The sequence below is a fragment of the Pseudomonas sp. WOUb67 genome (assembly GCF_050058005.1).
GTDB lineage: Bacteria > Pseudomonadota > Gammaproteobacteria > Pseudomonadales > Pseudomonadaceae > Aquipseudomonas > Aquipseudomonas putida_R.
In genome coordinates, this window is record NZ_CP170112.1 from 1,537,125 (window position 1) to 1,559,423 (window position 22,299).

The 22,299-nt window shown below is 61.0% G+C and carries 18 protein-coding genes and 2 tRNA genes; 16 read left to right on the forward strand and 4 right to left on the reverse strand.

Annotated features, from left to right (window positions below):
• The first annotated feature begins 126 nt into the window (after positions 1 to 126).
• The 15 genes from ftsH to ABOC32_RS06935 all read left to right on the forward strand — a co-directional run bounded on the left by ftsH (position 127) and on the right by ABOC32_RS06935 (position 15,263).
• Positions 127 to 2,031 (forward strand): ATP-dependent zinc metalloprotease FtsH, encoded by a 1,905-nt coding sequence (gene ftsH, locus ABOC32_RS06865; protein WP_426810524.1) that lies wholly within the window; start codon positions 127 to 129, stop codon positions 2,029 to 2,031.
• Between the two features lie 8 nt (positions 2,032 to 2,039).
• Positions 2,040 to 2,891 carry a dihydropteroate synthase gene (gene folP, locus ABOC32_RS06870; RefSeq protein WP_426810525.1) on the forward strand — a complete coding sequence of 284 codons (852 nt, stop codon included), beginning with the start codon at positions 2,040 to 2,042 and terminating at the stop codon, positions 2,889 to 2,891.
• A gap of 16 nt (positions 2,892 to 2,907) precedes the next feature.
• Positions 2,908 to 4,248, forward strand: coding sequence for a phosphoglucosamine mutase (glmM, locus tag ABOC32_RS06875; protein ID WP_426810526.1), 1,341 nt, complete (start codon positions 2,908 to 2,910; stop codon positions 4,246 to 4,248).
• Between the two features lie 65 nt (positions 4,249 to 4,313).
• Complete coding sequence (gene tpiA / locus ABOC32_RS06880) at positions 4,314 to 5,069, forward strand: triose-phosphate isomerase (RefSeq protein ID WP_426810527.1); 756 nt, start codon at positions 4,314 to 4,316, stop codon at positions 5,067 to 5,069.
• 4 nt (positions 5,070 to 5,073) lie between these two features.
• Entirely contained in the window at positions 5,074 to 5,472 is a 399-nt protein-coding gene (secG, locus tag ABOC32_RS06885) for a preprotein translocase subunit SecG (protein WP_043202565.1), read from the forward strand.
• Positions 5,473 to 5,493: 21 nt separating this feature from the next.
• Positions 5,494 to 5,579, forward strand: a tRNA-Leu gene (locus tag ABOC32_RS06890).
• Between the two features lie 100 nt (positions 5,580 to 5,679).
• A tRNA-Met gene (locus ABOC32_RS06895) sits at positions 5,680 to 5,756 on the forward strand.
• A 130-nt stretch (positions 5,757 to 5,886) separates the two neighbouring features.
• Positions 5,887 to 6,345 (forward strand): ribosome maturation factor RimP, encoded by a 459-nt coding sequence (rimP, locus tag ABOC32_RS06900; protein WP_033702568.1) that lies wholly within the window; start codon positions 5,887 to 5,889, stop codon positions 6,343 to 6,345.
• Positions 6,346 to 6,404: 59 nt separating this feature from the next.
• The gene (gene nusA, locus ABOC32_RS06905) at positions 6,405 to 7,886 is read left to right on the forward strand and encodes a transcription termination factor NusA (RefSeq protein WP_016489167.1); all 1,482 of its coding nucleotides are present in this window, start codon (positions 6,405 to 6,407) and stop codon (positions 7,884 to 7,886) included.
• Positions 7,887 to 7,913: 27 nt separating this feature from the next.
• Entirely contained in the window at positions 7,914 to 10,442 is a 2,529-nt protein-coding gene (infB, locus tag ABOC32_RS06910; RefSeq protein ID WP_086977099.1) for a translation initiation factor IF-2, read from the forward strand.
• A 116-nt stretch (positions 10,443 to 10,558) separates the two neighbouring features.
• Positions 10,559 to 10,957, forward strand: a complete 399-nt coding sequence (gene rbfA, locus ABOC32_RS06915) for a 30S ribosome-binding factor RbfA (protein ID WP_016489165.1) — start codon at positions 10,559 to 10,561, stop codon at positions 10,955 to 10,957.
• A gap of 3 nt (positions 10,958 to 10,960) precedes the next feature.
• Complete coding sequence (truB, locus tag ABOC32_RS06920; protein WP_016501634.1) at positions 10,961 to 11,878, forward strand: tRNA pseudouridine(55) synthase TruB; 918 nt, start codon at positions 10,961 to 10,963, stop codon at positions 11,876 to 11,878.
• A 147-nt stretch (positions 11,879 to 12,025) separates the two neighbouring features.
• Positions 12,026 to 12,295, forward strand: coding sequence for a 30S ribosomal protein S15 (rpsO, locus tag ABOC32_RS06925; RefSeq protein WP_012274241.1), 270 nt, complete (start codon positions 12,026 to 12,028; stop codon positions 12,293 to 12,295).
• A 249-nt stretch (positions 12,296 to 12,544) separates the two neighbouring features.
• On the forward strand, positions 12,545 to 14,650 hold the full coding sequence (gene pnp, locus ABOC32_RS06930; RefSeq protein WP_043202562.1) for a polyribonucleotide nucleotidyltransferase: 2,106 nt from the start codon (positions 12,545 to 12,547) through the stop codon (positions 14,648 to 14,650).
• A gap of 262 nt (positions 14,651 to 14,912) precedes the next feature.
• Positions 14,913 to 15,263, forward strand: coding sequence for a BON domain-containing protein (locus ABOC32_RS06935; RefSeq protein ID WP_086977097.1), 351 nt, complete (start codon positions 14,913 to 14,915; stop codon positions 15,261 to 15,263).
• A 78-nt stretch (positions 15,264 to 15,341) separates the two neighbouring features.
• Here the strand turns inward: ABOC32_RS06935 and ABOC32_RS06940 are convergent, their stop codons facing one another.
• On the reverse strand, positions 15,342 to 15,644 hold the full coding sequence (locus ABOC32_RS06940; protein WP_426810528.1) for a putative quinol monooxygenase: 303 nt from the start codon (positions 15,642 to 15,644) through the stop codon (positions 15,342 to 15,344).
• A 60-nt stretch (positions 15,645 to 15,704) separates the two neighbouring features.
• On the opposite strand from ABOC32_RS06940, the gene ABOC32_RS06945 reads away from it, so the two are divergent.
• Complete coding sequence (locus ABOC32_RS06945) at positions 15,705 to 16,118, forward strand: VOC family protein (RefSeq protein WP_410481034.1); 414 nt, start codon at positions 15,705 to 15,707, stop codon at positions 16,116 to 16,118.
• A 135-nt stretch (positions 16,119 to 16,253) separates the two neighbouring features.
• Here the strand turns inward: ABOC32_RS06945 and ABOC32_RS06950 are convergent, their stop codons facing one another.
• The 3 genes from ABOC32_RS06950 to acs all read right to left on the reverse strand — a co-directional run bounded on the left by ABOC32_RS06950 (position 16,254) and on the right by acs (position 22,115).
• A complete protein-coding gene (locus ABOC32_RS06950) occupies positions 16,254 to 19,190 on the reverse strand; it encodes a DUF748 domain-containing protein (protein WP_426810529.1) in 2,937 nt (978 codons plus the stop codon).
• A gap of 78 nt (positions 19,191 to 19,268) precedes the next feature.
• Entirely contained in the window at positions 19,269 to 20,138 is an 870-nt protein-coding gene (locus ABOC32_RS06955) for an oxygenase MpaB family protein (RefSeq protein ID WP_426810530.1), read from the reverse strand.
• Between the two features lie 42 nt (positions 20,139 to 20,180).
• Positions 20,181 to 22,115 carry an acetate--CoA ligase gene (gene acs / locus ABOC32_RS06960; protein WP_426810531.1) on the reverse strand — a complete coding sequence of 645 codons (1,935 nt, stop codon included), beginning with the start codon at positions 22,113 to 22,115 and terminating at the stop codon, positions 20,181 to 20,183.
• Positions 22,116 to 22,299 lie beyond the last annotated feature (184 nt).

The window sequence follows — 22,299 nt, forward strand, 5'->3', positions numbered from 1 at the left end:
GCTTTCACAAAGGGTTACAGACGGTGCCTGCGGCTGCGTAGGTAATGTAGTAAGTTAGGGCGATGAATATCATGCGAGGCACGGCTGCGTCGTGCGCCGGCCTCAGAGGGTAGCGAATTGAACGACATGGCAAAGAATCTGATCCTGTGGTTGATCATCGCAGCTGTCCTGGTGACAGTGATGAACAACTTCTCCAGCCCTAACGAGCCGCAGACCCTCAACTATTCCGACTTCATCCAGCAGGTCAAGGATGGCAAGGTCGAGCGTGTGACCGTCGACGGCTACATCATTACCGGCAAGCGCGCCGACGGCGACAACTTCAAGACCGTGCGCCCGGCCATCACCGACAATGGCCTGATCGGTGACCTGGTCGACAACCACGTGGTTGTCGAAGGCAAGCAGCCAGAGCAGCAGAGCATCTGGACGCAGTTGCTGGTCGCCAGCTTCCCGATCCTGGTGATCATTGCCGTGTTCATGTTCTTCATGCGCCAGATGCAAGGCGGTGCGGGTGGCAAGGGCGGGCCGATGAGTTTCGGCAAGAGCAAGGCGCGCCTGCTGTCAGAAGACCAGGTCAAGACCACATTGGCCGACGTTGCAGGTTGCGACGAAGCCAAGGAAGAAGTGGGCGAGCTGGTCGAGTTCCTGCGTGATCCGGGCAAGTTCCAGCGCCTGGGTGGCCGTATCCCGCGCGGTGTGCTGATGGTCGGCCCGCCCGGTACCGGTAAGACCCTGCTGGCCAAGGCCATTGCGGGCGAAGCGAAAGTACCGTTCTTCACCATTTCCGGTTCGGACTTCGTGGAGATGTTCGTCGGTGTCGGTGCCAGCCGTGTGCGCGACATGTTCGAACAGGCCAAGAAGCACGCCCCGTGCATCATCTTCATCGACGAGATCGACGCCGTTGGTCGCCACCGTGGCGCCGGCATGGGCGGTGGTCACGACGAGCGTGAACAAACCCTCAACCAGTTGCTGGTAGAGATGGACGGCTTCGAAATGAACGATGGCATCATCGTCATCGCCGCCACCAACCGTCCCGACGTACTCGACCCGGCACTGCTGCGTCCTGGTCGTTTCGACCGCCAGGTGGTGGTGGGCCTGCCAGACATCCGCGGTCGTGAACAGATCCTCAAGGTGCACATGCGCAAGGTGCCGATTGGCGAAAACGTCAACCCGGCTGTGATTGCCCGTGGTACACCTGGTTTCTCCGGTGCCGACCTGGCCAACCTGGTCAATGAAGCCTCGCTGTTTGCTGCGCGTTCCAACAAGCGCCTGGTCGAAATGAAAGAGTTCGAACTGGCCAAGGACAAGATCATGATGGGCGCCGAGCGCAAGACCATGGTCATGTCCGAAAAAGAAAAGCGCAACACGGCCTACCACGAGGCAGGTCATGCCATCGTTGGTCGCCTGGTACCTGAGCACGACCCGGTCTACAAGGTTTCCATCATCCCGCGCGGCCGCGCCCTGGGCGTGACCATGTTCCTGCCGGAAGAGGACCGCTACAGCCTGTCCAAACGTGCGCTGATCAGCCAGATCTGCTCGCTGTACGGCGGCCGTATCGCCGAAGAGATGACCCTGGGCTTTGACGGCGTCACCACGGGGGCTTCCAACGACATCATGCGGGCCAGCCAGATCGCTCGCAACATGGTCACCAAGTGGGGCTTGTCGGAAAAGCTCGGCCCGCTGATGTACGCAGAAGAAGAGGGTGAAGTGTTCCTCGGCCGCAGCGCCGGCAGCCAGCACGCCAGTGTGTCCGGCGAGACTGCCAAGCTGATCGACTCCGAAGTGCGCAGCATCATCGACCAGTGCTACGCCACTGCCAAGCAGCTGCTGATCGAGAATCGCGACAAGCTCGAAGCGATGACCGAGGCACTGATGAAGTATGAGACCATTGATGCCGATCAGATCGATGACATCATGGCTGGCCGTACGCCACGCGAACCGCGTGACTGGGACGATGACAAGCATTCGGGCACTCCTGCTGCCCAGGATGATCGCCCTGAATCGCCAATTGGCGGCCCGGCCGCTCAAATCTAAGGGCGTCTATGAGCTCAGTGCAGTACCCGACCCGGTTGCCTTGCGGCAACCGGGTTCTTGATTTGTCGCGTACCCATGTCATGGGTATTCTCAATATCACCCCCGATTCCTTCTCCGATGGCGGCCGCTTCAGTCAGCGCGACGAGGCCCTGCGCCATGCCGAAGCGATGGCTGCTGCTGGCGCCACGCTGATCGACATCGGCGGTGAGTCCACGCGCCCCGGCGCTCGGGCGGTATCGGTGACCGAGGAGCTGGAGCGTGTGGCGCCGATGGTCGAGGCAATCAACAGTCGCCTCGACGTGGTCATTTCGGTCGATACCTCGACGCCTGCCGTCATGCGTGAATCGGCGCGCCTCGGTGCCGGGCTGATCAATGATGTCCGGGGCCTGGAGCGTGATGGCGCCCTGGACGCCGCTGCGGATACCGGGCTGCCGGTGTGCCTCATGCACATGCGCGGCGAGCCGGGTAACATGCAGGACGACCCGCATTACGAAGATGTGACAGCCGACGTTACGCGTTACCTTGAACAGCGGATGGCCGCCTGCGCTGCAGCGGGCATCGACGCGAACAGAATCATCCTTGACCCAGGCTTTGGTTTCGCCAAGACACTGGCGCACAACCTGAGCCTGTTCAAGCACATGGAAGCGCTCTATCGCCTTGGGCGCCCGCTGCTGGTGGGCGTTTCACGAAAGAGCATGATCGGCCTGACGCTGGAACGTCCGGTCGGCGAGCGCTTGTACGGCAGCCTTGCGCTGGCAGCGTTGGCCATGACCAAGGGGGCGAGCATCCTTCGTGTCCATGACGTGGCCGAAACTGTCGATGTGGTGCGCATGATCGCTGCGGTACAAAACGCCGAATAAGAGCATTGGAGTCCCTATGAGCAGAAAATACTTTGGTACCGACGGCATTCGTGGCCGCGTCGGCGAATTCCCGATCACGCCTGACTTCATGCTGAAACTTGGCTGGGCGGCCGGCATGGCCTTCCGCAAGCAGGGGCATTGCCGCGTGCTGGTGGGCAAGGACACGCGTATCTCCGGCTACATGTTCGAGTCCGCACTCGAAGCCGGTCTGGCCGCGGCAGGTGCCGACGTCATGCTGCTGGGGCCAATGCCTACGCCGGCCATTGCCTACCTGACACGCACCTTCCATGCCCAGGCGGGTATTGTCATCAGTGCTTCGCACAACCCGCACGAAGACAACGGCATCAAGTTCTTCTCGGGCCAGGGCACCAAGCTGCCGGACGAAGTCGAGCTGATGATCGAAGAGCTGCTCGACCAGCCGATGACGGTTGTCGATTCGGGCAAGCTGGGCAAGGTTTCGCGCATCAACGATGCTGCCGGCCGCTACATCGAATTCTGCAAGAGCAGCGTGCCTAGCAGCACCAGCTTCGATGGCCTGAAGCTTGTGGTCGATTGTGCCCACGGTGCCACGTACAAGGTCGCGCCAAGCGTGTTCCGCGAGCTGGGTGCTGACGTGACCGTGCTGCATGCCCAGCCGGACGGCCTGAACATCAACGAAGGTTGTGGCTCGACCCATATCGAATCGCTGCAGGCCGCCGTACTGGTTGGCCATGCCGACCTCGGCATTGCCTTCGACGGTGATGGCGATCGCGTGTTGATGGTCGACCACACCGGCGCCATCGTCGACGGTGACGAGCTGCTGTTCATCATTGCCCGCGACCTGCACGACCGTGGCAAGCTGCAGGGCGGGGTAGTGGGTACGCTGATGAGCAACCTGGGCCTTGAGCTTGCGCTGAAGGACCTGGATATCCCGTTCGTGCGGGCCAAGGTCGGCGACCGTTACGTCATGGCCGAACTGCTGGAGCGTGAGTGGCTGGTCGGTGGTGAAAACTCCGGCCACGTCGTGTGCTGCAACCACACCACCACCGGTGATGCGATCATTGCCGCGCTGCAGGTGCTAATGGCGCTCAAGCGCCGTGGCGAAACCCTCGCGCAGGCCCGTCAGGCCCTGCGCAAGTGCCCGCAGGTGCTGATCAACGTGCGCTTCGGCGCGAGCAAGGTCGATCCGCTGGAGCACCCTGCAGTCAAGGAAGCCAGTGCCAATGTGACCGAAGCCTTGGCTGGTCGCGGCCGTGTTCTGTTGCGCAAGTCCGGTACCGAGCCGCTGGTGCGGGTCATGGTCGAGGGCGAAGACGAAAGCCAGGTGCGCACGCACGCTGAAGCGTTGGCCAAACTGGTAGGCGAAGTTTGTGTCTGAAGGCGCTTGCCAGCGCAGATCTGGTTGGGTAAGATCTGCGCCCACTTTGACCGACGAGGTAAAGCATGCGTCGCCCTATGGTAGCTGGTAACTGGAAGATGCACGGTACCCGCGCTAGCGTCGCTGAGCTGACCGAAGGCTTGAGCAATCTCGCCCTGCCGAGCGGAGTGGAAGTCGCGGTGTTTCCACCGGCTTTGTTCATCAATCAGGTGATTGATGGCCTGGCAGGTAAAGAAATAACTGTCGGCGCACAGAATTCTGCTGTACAACCCGAACAGGGTGCGCTGACCGGGGAAGTTGCTCCGGATCAGCTGGTTGAAGCAGGTTGCAAGTTGGTGTTGATTGGTCACTCGGAGCGTCGCCAGATCATTGGTGAAACCGACGAAGTGCTCAATCGCAAGTTTGCAGCGGCCCAGGCCAAAGGTTTGAAGCCAGTGCTTTGCATCGGGGAAACCCTTGAAGAGCGCGAGTCAGGCAAAACGCTTGAAGTTGTCGGGCGTCAACTAAGCAGTATCATCGAAGCATTCGGTGTTAAGGCTTTTGCCAATGCAGTAATTGCCTATGAGCCTGTATGGGCCATCGGCACCGGCCTGACGGCCACGCCACAGCAGGCCCAGGATGTGCACGCCGCCATCCGCGGCCAGCTGGCGGCAGAAGATGCTGAAGTAGCTGCGAAGGTGCAGCTGCTCTACGGCGGCAGCGTGAAGGCGGCCAATGCGGCCGAACTGTTCGGCATGCCGGATATCGATGGGGGTCTCATTGGTGGGGCTTCCCTGAACGCAGACGAATTCGGTGCAATTTGTCGCGCCGCAGGAAACTGAACAAATGCTGGAAACAGTCATCGTTGTTTTTCATCTGTTGGCAGCGCTGTCGCTTGTAGTGCTGGTACTGTTGCAACAGGGTAAGGGTGCCGAAGCAGGTGCATCTTTCGGCGCGGGTGCTTCAAATACCGTGTTCGGGAGCCAGGGCTCTGCAACGTTCCTAAGTAAATTCACTGCTATACTCGCTGCCACTTTCTTTTTGACAGCACTTGGGTTAGGATACTTCGCGAAGCAACAAGCTCACCAGCTTAGCCAAGCAGGTCTTCCAGATCCAGCAGTGCTAGAAGTGAAAGAGCAGCAGAAGCCGGCAGTTAATGATGATGTACCGGTGCTCCAACAGCAGAAGAGCGAAACCACCAATAATACCGGTGATGTACCTCCTCCGGCTCAAGAGCAGAAGTAACGGGTTTCAAATAGTAGTATTGCCGAGGTGGTGGAATTGGTAGACACGCAACCTTGAGGTGGTTGTGCCCATAGGGTGTAGGGGTTCGAGTCCCCTTCTCGGTACCAATTGAAGCTTGAGAGCCCGCTTTAGCGGGCTTTCTTGTAGGTGAACGTTTGGATTTGACCCTCAATGGGGTTCGGTCTTATACTTTCGCCCCAGCTTTGTCGCGGGGTGGAGCAGCTTGGTAGCTCGTCGGGCTCATAACCCGAAGGTCGTTGGTTCAAATCCAGCCCCCGCAACCAGCTTCAGCGGAGCCCCTTTTCAGGGGCTTTTTGCTAACCGAACAGTTTTCGGCGTCGTTGTCCAACGGCGCTTTCAGGGATGGGCGCTTCGCCCATTTTTCATTTGCACAGCATGCACGAGGGGGTTCAGGTGTCGAGCAAGCTAGAACAGTTGCAGGCCTTGTTGGCCCCGGTGGTCACGGGGCTGGGCTTCGAATGCTGGGGGATTGAATTCGTCTCCCAGGGCAAGCATTCGGTATTACGTGTCTACATCGACAAGGAAGGCGGGATTCTGGTGGACGACTGCGCAGAAGTCAGCCGTCAGGTCAGCAGCGTTCTCGATGTGGAAGATCCGATCAGCTCTGAATATACCCTAGAGGTTTCTTCTCCTGGCATGGAACGCCCGCTGTTCACGCTTGAACAGTTTGCCTCGCATGCCGGCGAACAAGTGAAGATCAAGCTGCGCTCACCCTTCGAGGGTCGTCGTAACTTCCAGGGCCTTCTCCGCGGTGTGGAGGAGCAGGATGTGGTGGTCCAGGTGGACGATCAAGAGTTCCTGTTGCCGATCGACTCGATCGACAAGGCCAATATTATTCCCAGTTTTGACTGAGACGTGCCGGGCCCGGCGGACTATCCGGGCCCAATGGCTTGCGCAAGGCGAGGCGTACGATGAGCAAAGAAGTACTGCTGGTTGTTGAATCGGTATCCAACGAAAAAGGTGTACCGCCCGGCGTCATTTTCGAAGCGCTGGAAGTGGCCCTGGCCACTGCGACCAAAAAACGTTTTGAAGATGAAGTCGATCTGCGTGTGGAAATCAACCGTCACACCGGTAGCTACGAGACCTTCCGTCGCTGGACCGTGGTCGATGAAGCCGACCTTGATGATCCGGCGATCGAAACCTGGCTGGACAAGATCAAGGACACTCATCCGGAAGCCAAGATTGGTGACGTGATCGAGGAGAAGATCGAGTCCATCGAGTTCGGTCGTATCGCCGCCCAGACCGCCAAGCAGGTCATCGTACAGAAGGTCCGTGAGGCCGAGCGTGCCCAGGTGGTCGATGCCTACCGCGAACGCGTAGGCGAGATCATTTCCGGTACCGTTAAAAAAGTTACCCGCGACAACGTCATCGTTGACCTGGGCAACAACGCCGAGGCCTTGCTGGCCCGCGAAGATATCATTCCGCGTGAAACCTTCCGTGTGGGTGTGCGCCTGCGTGCACTGCTCAAGGAAATTCGCACTGAAAACCGTGGTCCTCAGCTGATCCTGTCGCGCACCGCGCCACAGATGCTGATCGAGCTTTTCCGCATTGAAGTGCCGGAAATTGCCGAGGGCCTCATTGAAGTCATGGCTGCCTCCCGTGATCCGGGTTCGCGAGCCAAGATCGCCGTCCGCTCCAAGGACAAGCGCATCGACCCGCAAGGCGCCTGTATCGGCATGCGTGGTTCGCGCGTCCAAGCTGTATCCGGGGAGTTGGGTGGTGAGCGTGTGGATATCGTCCTGTGGGACGATAACCCGGCGCAGTTCGTCATCAACGCCATGTCGCCGGCTGAAGTCGCGGCGATCATCGTTGATGAAGATGCCCATGCCATGGACATCGCCGTCGCCGAGGATAACCTGGCCCAGGCCATTGGCCGTGGCGGTCAGAACGTTCGTCTTGCCAGTCAGTTGACCGGCTGGACCCTGAACGTGATGACCGAGAAGGACATTCAGGCCAAGCAGCAGGCCGAAACCGGTGACATCCTGCGCAATTTCATCGATGAACTGGAAGTCGACGAGGAGCTGGCCCAAGTGCTGGTCGACGAAGGCTTCACCAGCCTCGAAGAAATTGCCTACGTACCGTTGGAAGAAATGCTCAACATCGATGGCTTTGACGAAGATATCGTCAATGAGCTCCGCGCTCGAGCCAAGGACCGTTTGTTGACCAAGGCCATCGCTACCGAAGAAAAACTGGCAGACGCCCACCCGGCCGAAGACCTGCTCTCTCTTGAGGGTATGGACAAGGACCTGGCGGCTGAACTGGCGGTGCGCGGCGTGGTTAACCGCGAAGACCTGGCCGAGCAGTCGATCGACGATCTGCTCGACATCGACGGCATCGACGAAGAGCGTGCCGGCAAGTTGATCATGGCCGCCCGAGCCCATTGGTTCGAGTAATTAGGCGCGGCCTGAGGAGAGAAGTGCATGACGCAAGTCACGGTGAAAGAACTGGCCCAAGAGGTCGAGGCACCGGTAGAGCGCCTGCTGCAGCAGATGCGTGAGGCAGGTCTGCCGCACACCGACGCCGGTCAGGTAGTGACCGACAATGAGAAGCAGACCCTGCTGACTCATTTGAAAAGCAGCCACAAGAGCAAGGCGGAAGAGCCGCGCAAGATTACCTTGCAGCGCAAAACCACCAGCACCCTGCGTGTCGCCGGTAGCAAGAGCATTAGCGTAGAAGTACGCAAGAAGAAAGTATTCGTGCAGCGCAGCCCGGAAGAAGTCCAGGCTGAGCAGAAGCGTGAAGTGGAAGAGCGCCGCGCGGCTGAAAACGCCGTTCGTGACAAGGTTGATGCCGAAGTCCGCCAGCGCAACGAAGATCAGGCCCGCCGTCAGGCAGCCGACTCTGCTGTAGCCGCTCCTGCGCCTGCCGCCAAGCCAGAGCCGGCTCCTGCCGCTGCCCCGGCTCCGGTAGTCGCCGACGCCCCGGCCTCCGAAGACGCTGCAGCCCGTGCTGCCGAGCGCAAGAAGGACGAGACCCGTCGCAACGAAAGCCGTACTCGCGATGACGATCGTCGTCGTGGCGAGGCGCCTCGTGTTTCGATCAAGGTCAAGGTGAAGGAAAAGGAAAAGGCGCCGACTCCGCGTGCTGCTCCGCGTACCACCGACGAAGAGAGCGATGGCGCTCGTCGCGGTCGTGGTGGCAAGGGCAAGCTGAAGAAGCGTAATCAGCACGGCTTCCAGAACCCGACCGGCCCCGTCATTCGTGACGTGACCATCGGCGAGACCATCACGGTCTCCGAACTGGCCAACCAGATGTCCGTCAAGGGCGCCGAAGTTGTCAAGTTCATGTTCAAGATGGGCACCCCGGTTACCATCAACCAGGTACTTGACCAGGAAACCGCTCAGCTGATCGCAGAAGAGCTGGGCCACAAGGTCACCCTGGTCAGCGATAGCGCCCTGGAAGACTCCCTGGCCGAATCGCTGAAATTCGAAGGCCAGTCCGAGTCGCGTGCGCCGGTGGTGACTGTCATGGGTCACGTTGACCATGGTAAGACCTCGCTGCTCGACTACATCCGTCGTGCCAAGGTTGCCGCTGGCGAAGCCGGTGGTATCACCCAGCACATCGGTGCCTACCACGTCGAAACCGACCGCGGCATGGTCACCTTCCTCGACACCCCGGGCCACGCAGCTTTCACTCAGATGCGTGCACGTGGTGCCAAGGCGACCGACATCGTCATCCTGGTGGTGGCGGCGGACGACGGCGTGATGCCGCAAACCCGCGAGGCCGTTCAGCATGCCAAGGCAGCTGGCGTTCCGCTGGTGGTCGCGGTGAACAAGATCGACAAGCCAGGTGCTGACCTCGATCGTATCCGCAACGAACTGTCCGTCGAAGGCGTTACCTCCGAGGAATGGGGTGGTGACACGCCGTTCGTCAAGGTTTCGGCGAAGATGGGTACCGGTGTCGACGAACTGCTCGAAGCCGTCCTGCTGCAGGCCGAGGTTCTCGAACTGACCGCTACGCCGACCGCCCCAGGCCGTGGTGTCGTGGTTGAATCGCGCCTCGACAAGGGCCGTGGTCCGGTTGCTACCATCCTGGTTCAGGACGGTACGCTGCGTCAGGGCGACATGGTCCTGTGCGGCTCCAACTATGGCCGCGTTCGCGCCATGCTCGACGAGAACGGCAAGCCTGTGAAGGAAGCTGGCCCGTCGATCCCGGTCGAGATCCTCGGCCTGGATGGCACGCCGGAAGCCGGTGACGAGCTGTCGGTAGTGGCCGACGAGAAGAAAGCCCGCGAAGTTGCCCTGTTCCGTCAAGGCAAGTACCGCGAGGTCAAGCTGGCCCGTGCTCACGCCGGCAAGCTGGAAAACATCTTCGAGAACATGGGCCAGGCCGAGAAGAAAACCCTCAACATCGTTCTCAAGACCGATGTTCGCGGTTCGCTCGAGGCGCTCAACGGTTCGCTCGGCGGTCTGGGCAACGACGAAGTGCAGGTCCGTGTGATCGGTGGCGGCGTCGGTGGTATCACCGAGAGCGACGCCAACCTGGCGCTGGCTTCGAATGCAGTACTGTTCGGCTTCAACGTGCGTGCCGATGCCGGCGCGCGCAAGATCGTCGAGCAGGAAGGTCTGGATATGCGTTACTACAACGTGATCTACGACATCATCGAAGACGTCAAGAAGGCCCTGACCGGCATGCTCGGCAGCGATGTTCGCGAGAACATCCTGGGTGTCGCCGAAGTACGTGACGTGTTCCGTTCGCCGAAGTTCGGCGCCATCGCTGGCTGTATGGTCATCGAGGGTACCGTGTACCGTAACCGTCCGATCCGCGTACTGCGCGAAGACGTGGTTATCTTCGAAGGCGAGCTGGAATCGCTGCGTCGCTTCAAGGACGACGCCGCCGAAGTGCGTAACGGCATGGAGTGCGGTATTGGCGTCAAGAGCTACAACGACGTCAAGGTCGGTGACAAGATCGAAGTGTTCGAGAAAGTCCAGGTGGCTCGTACCCTCTAAGGGCGAGCTAGCCGCAAACGCCCGCTACAGGGCGGTTTGCGGCACCTCTTCAGGTAGCGCCCGGTCAGGCATTCGTCTGACCGGGCGTTTGCCGCTTTAAGTTACAGGTAGCAAGAATGGCCAAAGAATACAGCCGTACCCAACGTATCGGCGATCAGATGCAGCGCGAGCTGGCCGAGCTGATCCGTCGCGAAGTCAAGGATCCACGTGTCGGTCTGGTCACCATCACCGCCGTGGACGTCAGCCGTGACCTGGGCCATGCCAAGGTGTTCATCACCGTCATGGGCGAGGAAACGCCAGACGCCGTGAAGCAGTCGTTGAAGGCACTGAACAGTGCTGCCAGCTTCCTGCGTCTGCACCTGGGCCGCTCGATGCAGCTGCGCAGCGTGCCGCAGTTGCACTTCCACTTCGATGAAAGCGTCAGCCGCGGTGTGCACCTGTCGGCGCTGATCGAGCGTGCAGTGGCCGAAGACCGCCTGCACAAGGATACCGACGAGCTGGACACCAAGGAGTAAGCGGTGGCCCAGGTCAAACGTATCCGCCGCAATGTCAGCGGCATCATCCTGCTCGACAAGCCTTTGGGCTTCACGTCCAACGCCGCCCTGCAAAAAGTGCGCTGGCTGCTCAACGCGGAAAAGGCCGGCCACACCGGTAGCCTCGACCCGTTGGCAACCGGCGTGCTGCCGCTGTGCTTCGGCGAGGCGACCAAGTTTTCGCAGTACCTGCTCGATTCCGACAAGGGCTACGAAACCGTCATGCAGATGGGGCAGACTACCAACACCGGCGATGCCGAAGGTGAGGTGCTGCAGACCCGCGAAGTGACCGTTGGTCGTGCCGACATCGAAGCGGTGCTGCCACGTTTTCGTGGCCCGATCAGCCAGATACCGCCGATGTACTCGGCGCTCAAGCGTGACGGCCAGCCGTTGTACAAGCTGGCACGTGCAGGAGAGGTAGTGGAGCGCGAGGCGCGTTCTGTTACTATTAACCGCTTGGAGTTGCTGGAGTGCGAAGGCACCCGGGCACGGTTGACCGTAGGATGCAGCAAAGGCACCTATATCCGCACCCTGGTGGAGGATATCGGCGAGGCCCTTGGTTGCGGCGCCTATGTCGCCGAGCTGCGCAGGACCCAGGCCGGGCCCTTCGCGTTGGCACAGACGGTCACGCTCGAAGCGCTTGAACAGGCCCATGCCGAAGGCGGTAACGAAGCGCTCGATCGCTTCCTGATGCCCTCGGACAGCGGTCTGCAGGACTGGCCCATGGTGAGCCTGTCCGAGCACAGTGCGTTCTACTGGCTGCATGGGCAGGCGGTACGCGCGCCGGACGCGCCACAATTTGGCATGGTCCGGGTACAGGATCACAATGCGCGCTTCATCGGTATCGGTGAAGTGAGCGAAGACGGGCGTATTGCGCCGCGTCGGCTGATTCGGTCGGAATGACCGAAACCGCAGGGTGAGGCTTTGGCCGAACCCTACGGAATCAAGGGTGGCTGTCAGTAGGCACGGTCACACCTTTCTTATTAATACAGGGATTTGTCCCTGGCCTATTGGACCCCGCTTGCGGGATCCGTTATCAGGAGAAGCCAAATGGCCCTCAGCGTTGAAGAAAAAGCTCAAATCGTTACCGACTTCCAGCAAGCCGCTGGCGACACTGGTAGCCCGGAAGTTCAGGTTGCTCTGCTGACCGCGAACATCAACAAGCTGCAAGGCCACTTCAAGGCCAACGGTAAAGACCACCACTCGCGTCGTGGCCTGATCCGTATGGTTAACCAGCGTCGTAAGCTGCTGGACTACCTGAAGGGCAAAGACACCACTCGTTACAGCGCCCTGATCGGTCGCCTGGGCCTGCGTCGCTAATAGCGGCCTGGTCAGTGGTGTGCATGGCGTGTCTCATGCATTGGCAGCGCTGCCTGGCAGCGTTGTCTATGGGCACGCCATGCGTATCTCCGAGGTTGGCAGCCTGGTGAAGTGGAGCGGTTTTCCGCTCTTCAACCAGGCTCCCAGCCTCGTGTTGTATCTGGACGGTCAATGGGGCCGATTCCCCGTTCTGCCCACACATTCGCAAGAAACCAGTTCCCCCAGAGCCACTGAAAAAGGTAGGAAACCGTGAACCCGGTAATCAAGACATTCCAGTTCGGTCAGTCGACCGTTACTCTCGAAACGGGCCGTATTGCCCGTCAGGCAACCGGCGCTGTGCTGGTTACCGTCGACAACGACGTCACCGTGCTGGTGACTGTGGTAGGCGCCAAGCAGGCTGATCCAGGCAAGGGCTTCTTCCCGCTGTCGGTTCACTACCAGGAAAAGACCTACGCCGCCGGCAAGATCCCAGGTGGTTTCTTCAAGCGTGAAGGCCGTCCTTCCGAGAAAGAGACCCTGACCTCGCGCCTGATCGACCGTCCGATCCGTCCGCTGTTCCCGGAAGGCTTCATGAACGAAGTGCAGGTCGTCTGCACCGTGGTTTCCACCAGCAAGAAGACCGACCCGGACATCGCTGCGATGATCGGTACCTCGGCTGCCCTGGCCATCTCGGGTATTCCGTTCGAAGGCCCGATCGGCGCCGCCCGCGTTGCCTTCCATGAAAGCACCGGCTACCTGCTGAACCCGACCTACGAGCAACTGGCTGCCTCGAGCCTGGACATGGTCGTTGCCGGTACCTCCGACGCCGTACTGATGGTTGAATCGGAAGCCCAAGAGCTGACCGAAGACCAGATGCTGGGCGCTGTACTGTTCGCCCACGACGAATTCCAGGCCGTTATCCAGGCTGTCAAAGAGCTGGCTGCCGAAGCTGCCAAGCCGACCTGGGACTGGAAACCAGCCGTTGCCAACACCGAACTGTTCAACGCCATCCGCGCCGAATTCGGCGAGGGCGTTTCGCAGGGCTACACCATTACCGTCAAGGCTGACCGCTATGCGCGCCTGGGCGAGCTGCGTGATCAGGCCATCGCCAAGTTCTCCGGTGAAGAAGGCCAGCCATCGGCTTCCGAAGTGAAAGAAATCTTCGGCGAAATCGAATACCGCACCGTTCGCGAAAACATCGTAAACGGCAAGCCACGTATCGACGGCCGCGACACCAAGACCGTTCGCCCGCTGAACATCGAAGTAGGTGTTCTGCCGAAGACCCACGGTTCGGCGCTGTTCACCCGTGGCGAAACCCAGGCACTGGTCGTTGCGACCCTGGGTACTGCCCGTGACGCCCAGCTGCTGGACACCCTCGAAGGCGAGAAGAAAGACCCCTTCATGCTGCACTACAACTTCCCGCCGTTCTCGGTGGGCGAGTGTGGCCGTATGGGCGGTGCTGGCCGTCGCGAAATCGGCCACGGCCGTCTGGCCCGTCGTTCGGTCCAGGCCATGCTGCCTGCTGCTGACGTGTTCCCGTACACCATCCGCGTGGTTTCGGAAATCACCGAATCCAACGGTTCCAGCTCCATGGCTTCGGTCTGTGGTGCTTCCCTGGCGCTGATGGACGCCGGTGTGCCGATGAAGGCACCGGTTGCCGGTATCGCCATGGGCCTGGTCAAGGAAGGCGAGAAGTTTGCCGTTCTGACCGACATCCTGGGTGACGAAGACCACCTGGGCGACATGGACTTCAAGGTAGCCGGTACCGCCAAAGGTGTTACCGCGCTGCAGATGGACATCAAGATCAACGGCATCACCGAAGAGATCATGGAAATCGCTCTGGGCCAAGCCCTGGAAGCGCGCCTGAACATCCTCGGCCAGATGAACCAGATCATTGGTCAGTCGCGTACCGAACTGTCGGCCAACGCCCCGACCATGATCGCGATGAAGATCGACACCGACAAGATCCGTGACGTCATCGGTAAAGGCGGCGCCACCATCCGCGCCATCTGTGAAGAGACCAAAGCTTCGATCGATATCGAAGACGACGGCTCGATCAAGATCTTCGGCGAAACCAAGGAAGCGGCAGAGGCTGCCAAGCAGCGCATCCTGGGCATCACCGCCGAAGCCGAAATCGGCAAGATCTACGTGGGCAAGGTTGAGCGTATCGTCGACTTCGGCGCCTTCGTGAACATCCTGCCTGGCAAGGACGGCCTGGTGCACATCTCGATGCTGAGCGATGCTCGCGTCGAGAAAGTCACCGACATCCTGAAAGAAGGCCAGGAAGTTGAAGTGCTGGTACTGGACGTGGACAACCGCGGCCGTATCAAGCTGTCGATCAAAGACGTTGCCGCGGCCAAGGCCTCGGGCGTCTAAGCGACTGCACCGCAACAGAAAAAGGGCCCTTCGGGGCCCTTTTTTTATGGGTGGCGGGAACCTTTTGCGGACTTGCATCTTGCATGCAGGTTTACCGCGCTGATTGCAAAATGCACGACCGCGTAAATGATGGCTGTATGCTAACTATTTGATTTATAAGGGTTAAATTGGAGTATCAAAGCTGGCACAGCACATGCAACTACCTTCATACCTGCCGCCAGGACATGGGCGCAGACCTTTCGAAAAAACAGGAGTGACCCACATGAAGAAGTTCGCCATTGCTGCCGCTACTGCTACCGCTCTGACCCTGACCATGGCTAACGCGGCATTCGCCCAACAGTCCACCCAGGCCCCCATGACGCTGGCGGCCGGTGAGGTGACCAAAGCCAAGGAAGCTACCTCTGATACCTGGATCACCACCAAGGTCAAAGCTGACCTGATGACCGAGAAAGGCGTGCCAGGCAGCGACATCAAGGTTGAAACCAACAAAGGCGTTGTGTCGCTGTCGTCTGATGTTGCCGTTACCGATTCGCAGAAAGAGATGGCAGTCGCCATCGCCAAGAAAATCAAAGGCGTTCAGGCCGTGTCGGCTGATGGCCTGAAGTCCGAATAAGGGATGTCCCGTCGGCCATAAGGATTTGGCCACCTCTACCGAAGCCCTGGTCTTGTGCCAGGGCTTTGCTTTTGGGGCTCAGTAGACTGGGTTGCGGGCGATTACATCGCTCTCGAAGCACTCTTGCTCCAGGATCAGCGGTTCTACCAGTGGGCGGCTGTCGCGAAAGTGCGCGGTCTGGGTATGGGCTTCATACGCGGCATCGTCGCGGTAGATCTCGTACAGGTAGATCAGCTCCGGGTCGACCCGGTCCTGCGACACATCGAACACCAGGCAGCCTGGCTCGCTGGCGACGGAAGCGGCGGCATTGACCGTGATGGCTGCCAGAAAGTCCTTCGCGCAACCGGGCTTTACACGAGTCTTGATGAACAGGCTATACACAAGTCGCTCCTTTTGTTTTAAATTCGATTATGAATTGTATACAAAAATGGAGCCTCGCCAATGTCTGAATTGCCTGCACGTCCCGGCCGCCTGAATGGCCTGCGCCACATCGCCTTGCTGGTGCCCAACCTGGAGGAGTGCGAACGCTTCTACGTCGATGTGCTGGGCATGCAAGTGCTGAACCGCGCCAACGAAGACCTGGTGTACCTCACCTGTGGTAACGACAACCTTTCGCTGGGGCGCGGGGCAGGGGCGGCCAACGGCTTGCAGACCCTGGACCACTACGGGTTCATTGTGGACAGCGTGGAGGAGCTGGAGGCCTGGTACCAGTACTTCAAGGCCCATGGCGTGACCTTGCTGGACCGGCCATTCAACCATGGTGACGGGGCGCGCAGCTTCCACCTGCTGGACCCGGCGGGGAACAAGGTGCAGCCGCTGTATCACCCGGCGGTGTCAGGGCAGCGGTTGGTCTAGTAGGCAACCACATCACCTTGTAGGAGCAGCCTTGTGCTGCGAAGAGGCCGGTACAGGCAGATACAAGTGCTTGCCAGCTCTGGCCTCTTCGCAGCACAAGGCTGCTCCTACAAGGGTAAGTGTCAGTCTGAACGACTACTCGGCATCCAGGTGCATCGGCGTCACCACCCGGCCATCGCTTTCAGGCTGGCCCAGGCTGGTGTCGATGAAATACACCCGGTCATCTTCGAGCTTGCCCTTGTCCACCAGGTAATCCTTGATGCTGCTGGCCCGCTCCTGGCCCAGTGTACGCAGCAGGGCAGTGCTTTCTGCCCACGACTTGATCACTGCCTCACGCAGCTTGGTGGTGCGTTCGTCGCGGCCCAGTTGCTCCCATTCGGCAGGCGGTTGCTGTTTCAGGCGAGTGCGGTAGATGCCTTCGAGCATTGCCGGCTTGTCGCTGTCGTCGACTACCAGCATCGAGGCATTGGCCGGCACTTTGTCACCGCGGCGCTGCAGGATCTTGTACCAGGTGGCCTGGTACTCACGCTCCAGGCGTTGCTGGGCGATCAGCGGGCCGTCGCTGGCCTGGGCGCTGGTGCCCTCGATTTCCAGGCGCAGTTCGGGGCGTTCTTTCAGCGCCGACGCCAGCTTGTCCAGTGACGACTGGGCATCGCCAGTGAGTTCGCTGGAGCCCGGGGCGAAGGCCACGTTACCCAGGTCTTCCGAGCCACCGCCGGTAATCAGCCCGCCAATGAACTTGAACGGCGCCTGAGCCGCGCGCAGCACCAGGTTGCGCAGGGTTTGCCACACAATCGGCATCACGCTGAATTGCGGGTTGTTTAGGTCGCCGGTCACCGGCAGCTCGATCGAGATCTTGCCCTCGGTATCCTTCAGCAGCGCCACTGCCAGGCGGATCGGCAGGTCGACCGCGTCCGGGCTGTCGACTTTCTCGCCCAGTTGCAGCTGCTCCACCACCACCTTGTTCTCGGCCTTGAGCTGGCCGTTGGTAATCAGGTAGTGCAGGTCGAGGTTGAGCCGGCCCTTGCGGATGCGGAAGCCGGCAAACTTGCCGGAGTAGGGCGTCAACGTGGTCAGCTCGACGCGCTTGAAGCTGGTGGCGATGTCCAGGCTGGCAAGCGGGTTGAACGGGTTGAGGGCGCCCTTGATGGTCACCGGTGCGTAGCGGTCGACCTTGCCCTTGATATCGACCTTGGCCGGCACCGGCTTGCGGTTGTCGATGGTACCGATCTGGCCATTGAGCTGCTGCGCGGCCGTGGCGAAGTTGGGGGTGAGCGACAGGTCGGCAAAGTTGGCCGAGCCGTCTTTGATGTCGATCTGGCCGATGTGGATGCCCAGCGGCTTGTCGCTGCTGGCCGAGGTCGGTTTGGCCTGGCTGCTCGCCGGGGCGCCGGCCGGTTGCGGGATCAGCAGGTCGTTGACGTTGGTGGTGCGGTCTTCGTTGATGATGAAACGCGCATAGGGCTGCAGCAGGGTCACTTTGTCTATCGACAGCGCATCGCCGTGAACGTAGGACAAGCCGTCAACATCCACCTGCTGCCATTTGACGAAGTCGCGGCTCTTGATGGTGTCGAGGGTATGCAACTGGTTGACCTGCGCCTTGCCGGTCACGTTGAAAGCCAGCGGCGCGGTGTTCTTCAGGTCGACCTTGAGGTCGCTGGAGAGCATGCCGCTGCGCAGCTCCAGCAGGATGAACGGGCTGATGTAGGGCTGGGCAACGCGCAGGTCGATGTCGCGGGTGCTCACATCCAGCTTGGCCCATATCGGCGCCAGGTTGACCTGGCCAGCCGCCTGCAGCTTGCCCTGCCTGCCTACGCCGGTATCGAGTTTGAGGGTGAAGGGCGACTGGTTGAGGCTGTCGAAACCTTGCAGGTCGGCGTTGAGCGGGCCGATGTCCAGGGCGACCGGTTCTTTCTGGCTGCGGTCTGCCAGGTGCACCAGGTAGTTGCGCAGTTGCACGTCCTTGAGCAGCACTTGCCAAGGCTTGCCGGGCTCCTTGGCGGCTTTCTCTTCAGGCGTAGGCTCGGCGGCGGCAGGCTCGGCCTTTTCCTTCGGCGTGGCTTTGGCCGGTTGGCTGGCGAACAGCTTCTGCCAGTCGAGCTGGCCGTCTTTTTCCAGCGCCGCCCAGGTTTCCAGTTTTTCGCTGCGGATCTTGCCCACGCTGACCACTTGCTTGACCAGGTCGACGGAGGTTTCGCTCACATCCAGGCTGGCCAGGCGCGCCAACGGGCGGCCGTCCGGTGCCTTGATGGCGAATGGCGCGATGCGCAGGGAGGCGTTATCCAGCAGCAGTTCGGTCTGTTTGGCGAGGTTGAGCTTGTAATGCGTATCGAGGCTGACCACGCCGTCTTCCAGCACCAGTGGCACGGCATCGCGTACGTAGGGCCAGAACAGCTTCATCTTGGCGTCGGTGACTTTCAGGGTGCCTTCGGAGGCGATCGGCGACAGGCTCAAGGTGCCTTTCCAGTCGACCCGGCCACCGTTGGGGCCGTTGGCCACCAGCGTCATGTCGGCATTGTCGTTGGGCAGGGTGCTGAGGTTTTTCAGCTCCAGGTTCATGTTGTCGTACAGGAACTCGATCGGCTCGCTGGGGCGCTGGTCCTCGAAGTGCAGGTAGCCATCGACCAGCTTGATGCTGCCAATGCGTAGCGGGAACGGATCGCTGGGCGGCTCGTCGGGTTTGGCTTCACTGGCGGGCAGCTTGAACAACCTGGTCAGGTTGAGGGTACCGTCCTTGGCGAACAGCACCTCGTTGCGGGGTTTCTCAAGTTCCACGGCTTCCAGGTGCAGGGCTTTGGTCCACAGGCTGTCGAGCGAGAGGTTGGCGTACAACCGCTCGAAACCGACCTGCTCCTTGCCCGGCTCACCGATCTGCAGGCCCCACAGCGTCAGTTCGAGGCTGAAGGGGTTGAGTTCGATCCGCTCGAGGTGGGCCGGCACGGTCGCGTACTGGGCCAACTGCTGGTTGGCGACGCGCAGCGCGACACCGGGAAGAATGAGAAAGCCGAGCAGGCTGTAGAGGGCTACGAGGGCCACGATTGCGCCGGCGGCGCGAGTCAATCCTTTGTACATGTGTCGCTTCGTCTGTCTAAGCAGGAGTGCTTGGAGTATGGCACGTTAAATCAGTTCCGCCGGGGCAACCATTTGCCCTCACTCGATGCCCATGCGCCGCTTGGCCCGGTGCGCCGAGCCATCGCGCATTGCCCAGCGCAGTATAGGCGCGGTGCGCTGCAGGCCCAGGCGGATCAGGCGCTGTTGCAAGGGCCCGTGCTGCAGGCCGAGCATGGCCTGGGCCCAGCCTGGCAGCAGGTCGATGCCGGCGTGCAGCATCAGCTTGCCTACCGGTTGTGCCAGGCGGCTGGGGGCCGGGGCGTCGAGCAGGATCTGCATGACTTCATGGCTGCGCGTATCGCAGTGCAGTTGCGCGCGCATGCGTTGCAGGTAGTCTTCGACCTGCTGGCACGAACGTGGCACGTCACGGGCGCCAAGGCGCTCGGCGATCAGGGATATTTCTTTGTAGTAGGCATCCTGCTCGGCCCGCGGCAGGTGCGGGTTGCGGTAACGCAGGTGGGCGGCGAGGAAACTGCTGACCTCCGCCACATGCACCCAGGTCAGCAGGTCCGGGTCGCTGGCGGCATAGGGGCGGCCGTCCGGCGCGGTGCCGGTGACCTGCAGGTGAATGGTGCGCACCTTGTCGATCAGCCACTCGGCATCGCCGGTGGCGCCAAAGGTGGTACCGGAAATGAACTGGCTGGTGCGGCGCAGGCGGCCGAGCAGGTCTTCACGGAAATTGGAGTGGTCCCACACGCCGGCCAGGGCCAGTGGGTGCAACAGCTGCAGCATGAGTGCGCTGATGCCGCCCACCAGCATGCTCGGGAAGTCGCCATGTACCCGCCAGCTGATGCTGTGCGGGCCGAACAGGCCGGGGTCGCCCTTGGGCGATTCCAGGTCGAGCTGGCCGAGGGCCAGCCCGGTGAGGCTCATGACCTGGGTTTCGATGCGGCGGCGAAGGGCTTCCATGGCGACCTGTGGTTCAGGGCGGCCATGGACAGTGGCCGCCGGTTACTGGTTGAGGCGTTTATCAATCAGGCCCTGTACCACGCTGGGGTCGGCCAGGGTCGAGGTATCGCCCAGGTTGTCCAGCTCGTTGCAGGCGATTTTGCGCAGTATACGCCGCATGATCTTGCCTGAGCGGGTCTTGGGCAGCGCCGGGGCCCACTGAATCAGCTCGGGCTTGGCGAAACTGCCGATTTCCTTGCTGACCAGGGCCAGCAGTTCGGCCTTGAGCGCGTCGTCCGGGGTCACGCCGTTCATGGTCGTGACGAAGGCGTAGACGCCCTGGCCCTTGAGGTCGTGGGGGTAACCGACTACCGCTGCTTCGGCGACGCTGTCATGTAACACCAGCGCGCTTTCCACTTCGGCGGTGCCGATGCGGTGCCCCGACACGTTGATCACATCGTCGATGCGCCCGGTGATCCAGTATTCGCCATCGGCGTCGCGGCGGGCACCGTCGCCGGTGAAGTAATAGCCGGGCATGGGCTTGAAGTAGGTGTCGACCATGCGCTGGTGGTCGCCATAGACGCTGCGGATCTGACCCGGCCAGCTGGCCTTGATCACCAGCAGGCCGGCGCCGGGGCCTTCGATCAGCTTGCCTTTTTCGTCCAGCAGTACCGGTTGCACGCCGAACATGGGCTGGGTGGCGCAACCGGGCTTGAGCGATTGCGAGCCGGGAAGCGGGGTGAGCATGATGCCGCCGGTTTCGGTCTGCCACCAGGTATCGACGATGGGGCAGCGCTTTTGCCCGACTTCCTCGAAATACCATTCCCAGGCTTCGGGGTTGATCGGCTCGCCGACGCTGCCCAGCAGGCGCAGGCTTTTGCGCGAAGTACCCTGCAGTGGCGCCGAGCCCTCGCGCATCAGCGCGCGCAGGGCCGTCGGGGCGGTGTAGAAGATGTTCACCTGATGCTTGTCCACCACTTGCCAGAAGCGCGAGGTGTCCGGGTAGTTGGGCACGCCTTCGAACATAAGCGAGATCGCGCCATTGGCCAGCGGGCCATAGACGATGTAGCTGTGGCCGGTGACCCAGCCGACGTCGGCGGTGCACCAGAACACTTCGCCGTCGCGGTAATCGAACACCACCTTGAAGGTCATCGTCGCCTGCAACAGGTAGCCGCCGGTGGTGTGCAGCACGCCCTTGGGTTTGCCGGTGCTGCCGGAGGTGTAGAGGATGAACAGCGGGTCTTCGGATTCCATCGGTTCTGGAGGGCAGTCGTCGCCGGCCTTTTCGGTTGCCGCGTGGTACCAGAGGTCGCGGCCTTCGGCCCAACTGACATCGCCGCCGGTGCGGCGCACCACGAATACGCTGCTGACCGCAGGGCAGCTGGCCAGCGCCTTGTCGACGTTCTGTTTCAACGGGATGCGCTTGCCACCCCGCACGCCTTCATCGGCGGTGATCACGGTGCGGCAGTCGGCGTCGAGGATGCGGTCACGCAGGGCGTCGGGGGAGAAACCGCCGAACACCACCGAGTGGATGGCACCGATGCGGGTGCAGGCGAGCATGGCGAAGGCGGCCTCGGGGATCATCGGCATGTAGATGCATACCCGGTCGCCTTTTTTAACCCCGCGTGCCTTCAGTGCGTTGGCCAGGCGACAGACCTGGCGATGCAACTCGCGATAGGTAATGGCCTTGGAATCTTTCGGGTCGTCGCCTTCCCACAGCAGGGCGGTCTGCTCGCCGCGCTGGGCCAGGTGACGGTCGATGCAGTTGTAGCTGACGTTCAGTTGCGCACCGTCGAACCAGCGGGCCTTGCCGGTGTTCAGGTCGCATTGCTGCACGCTCGACCAGGGCTTGATCCAGTCAAGGCGCTTGGCCTGTTCGGCCCAGAAGGTGTCAGGGTCGTCGACCGACTGGCGGTAGAGGCGGCGGTATTCGTCGGGGGTGAGGGCGGCGGACTGGCTGACGGCCAGGGCCTGGGGGTAATTGCGGATATCGAACATGGCGGGTGGTCCTGCTCTTGTAAGGGGCGATGGACTGCAACGGCTATTCGATAGGACAGTGTAGCTGGGAGAGGTGTTCAACCTTGCTGGCCTCTTCGCGGGTGAACCCGCTCCCACAGGTATCGCACAATTCTTGAAACTTGTGCAGTACCTGTGGGAGCGGGTTTACCCGCGAAGAGGCCGT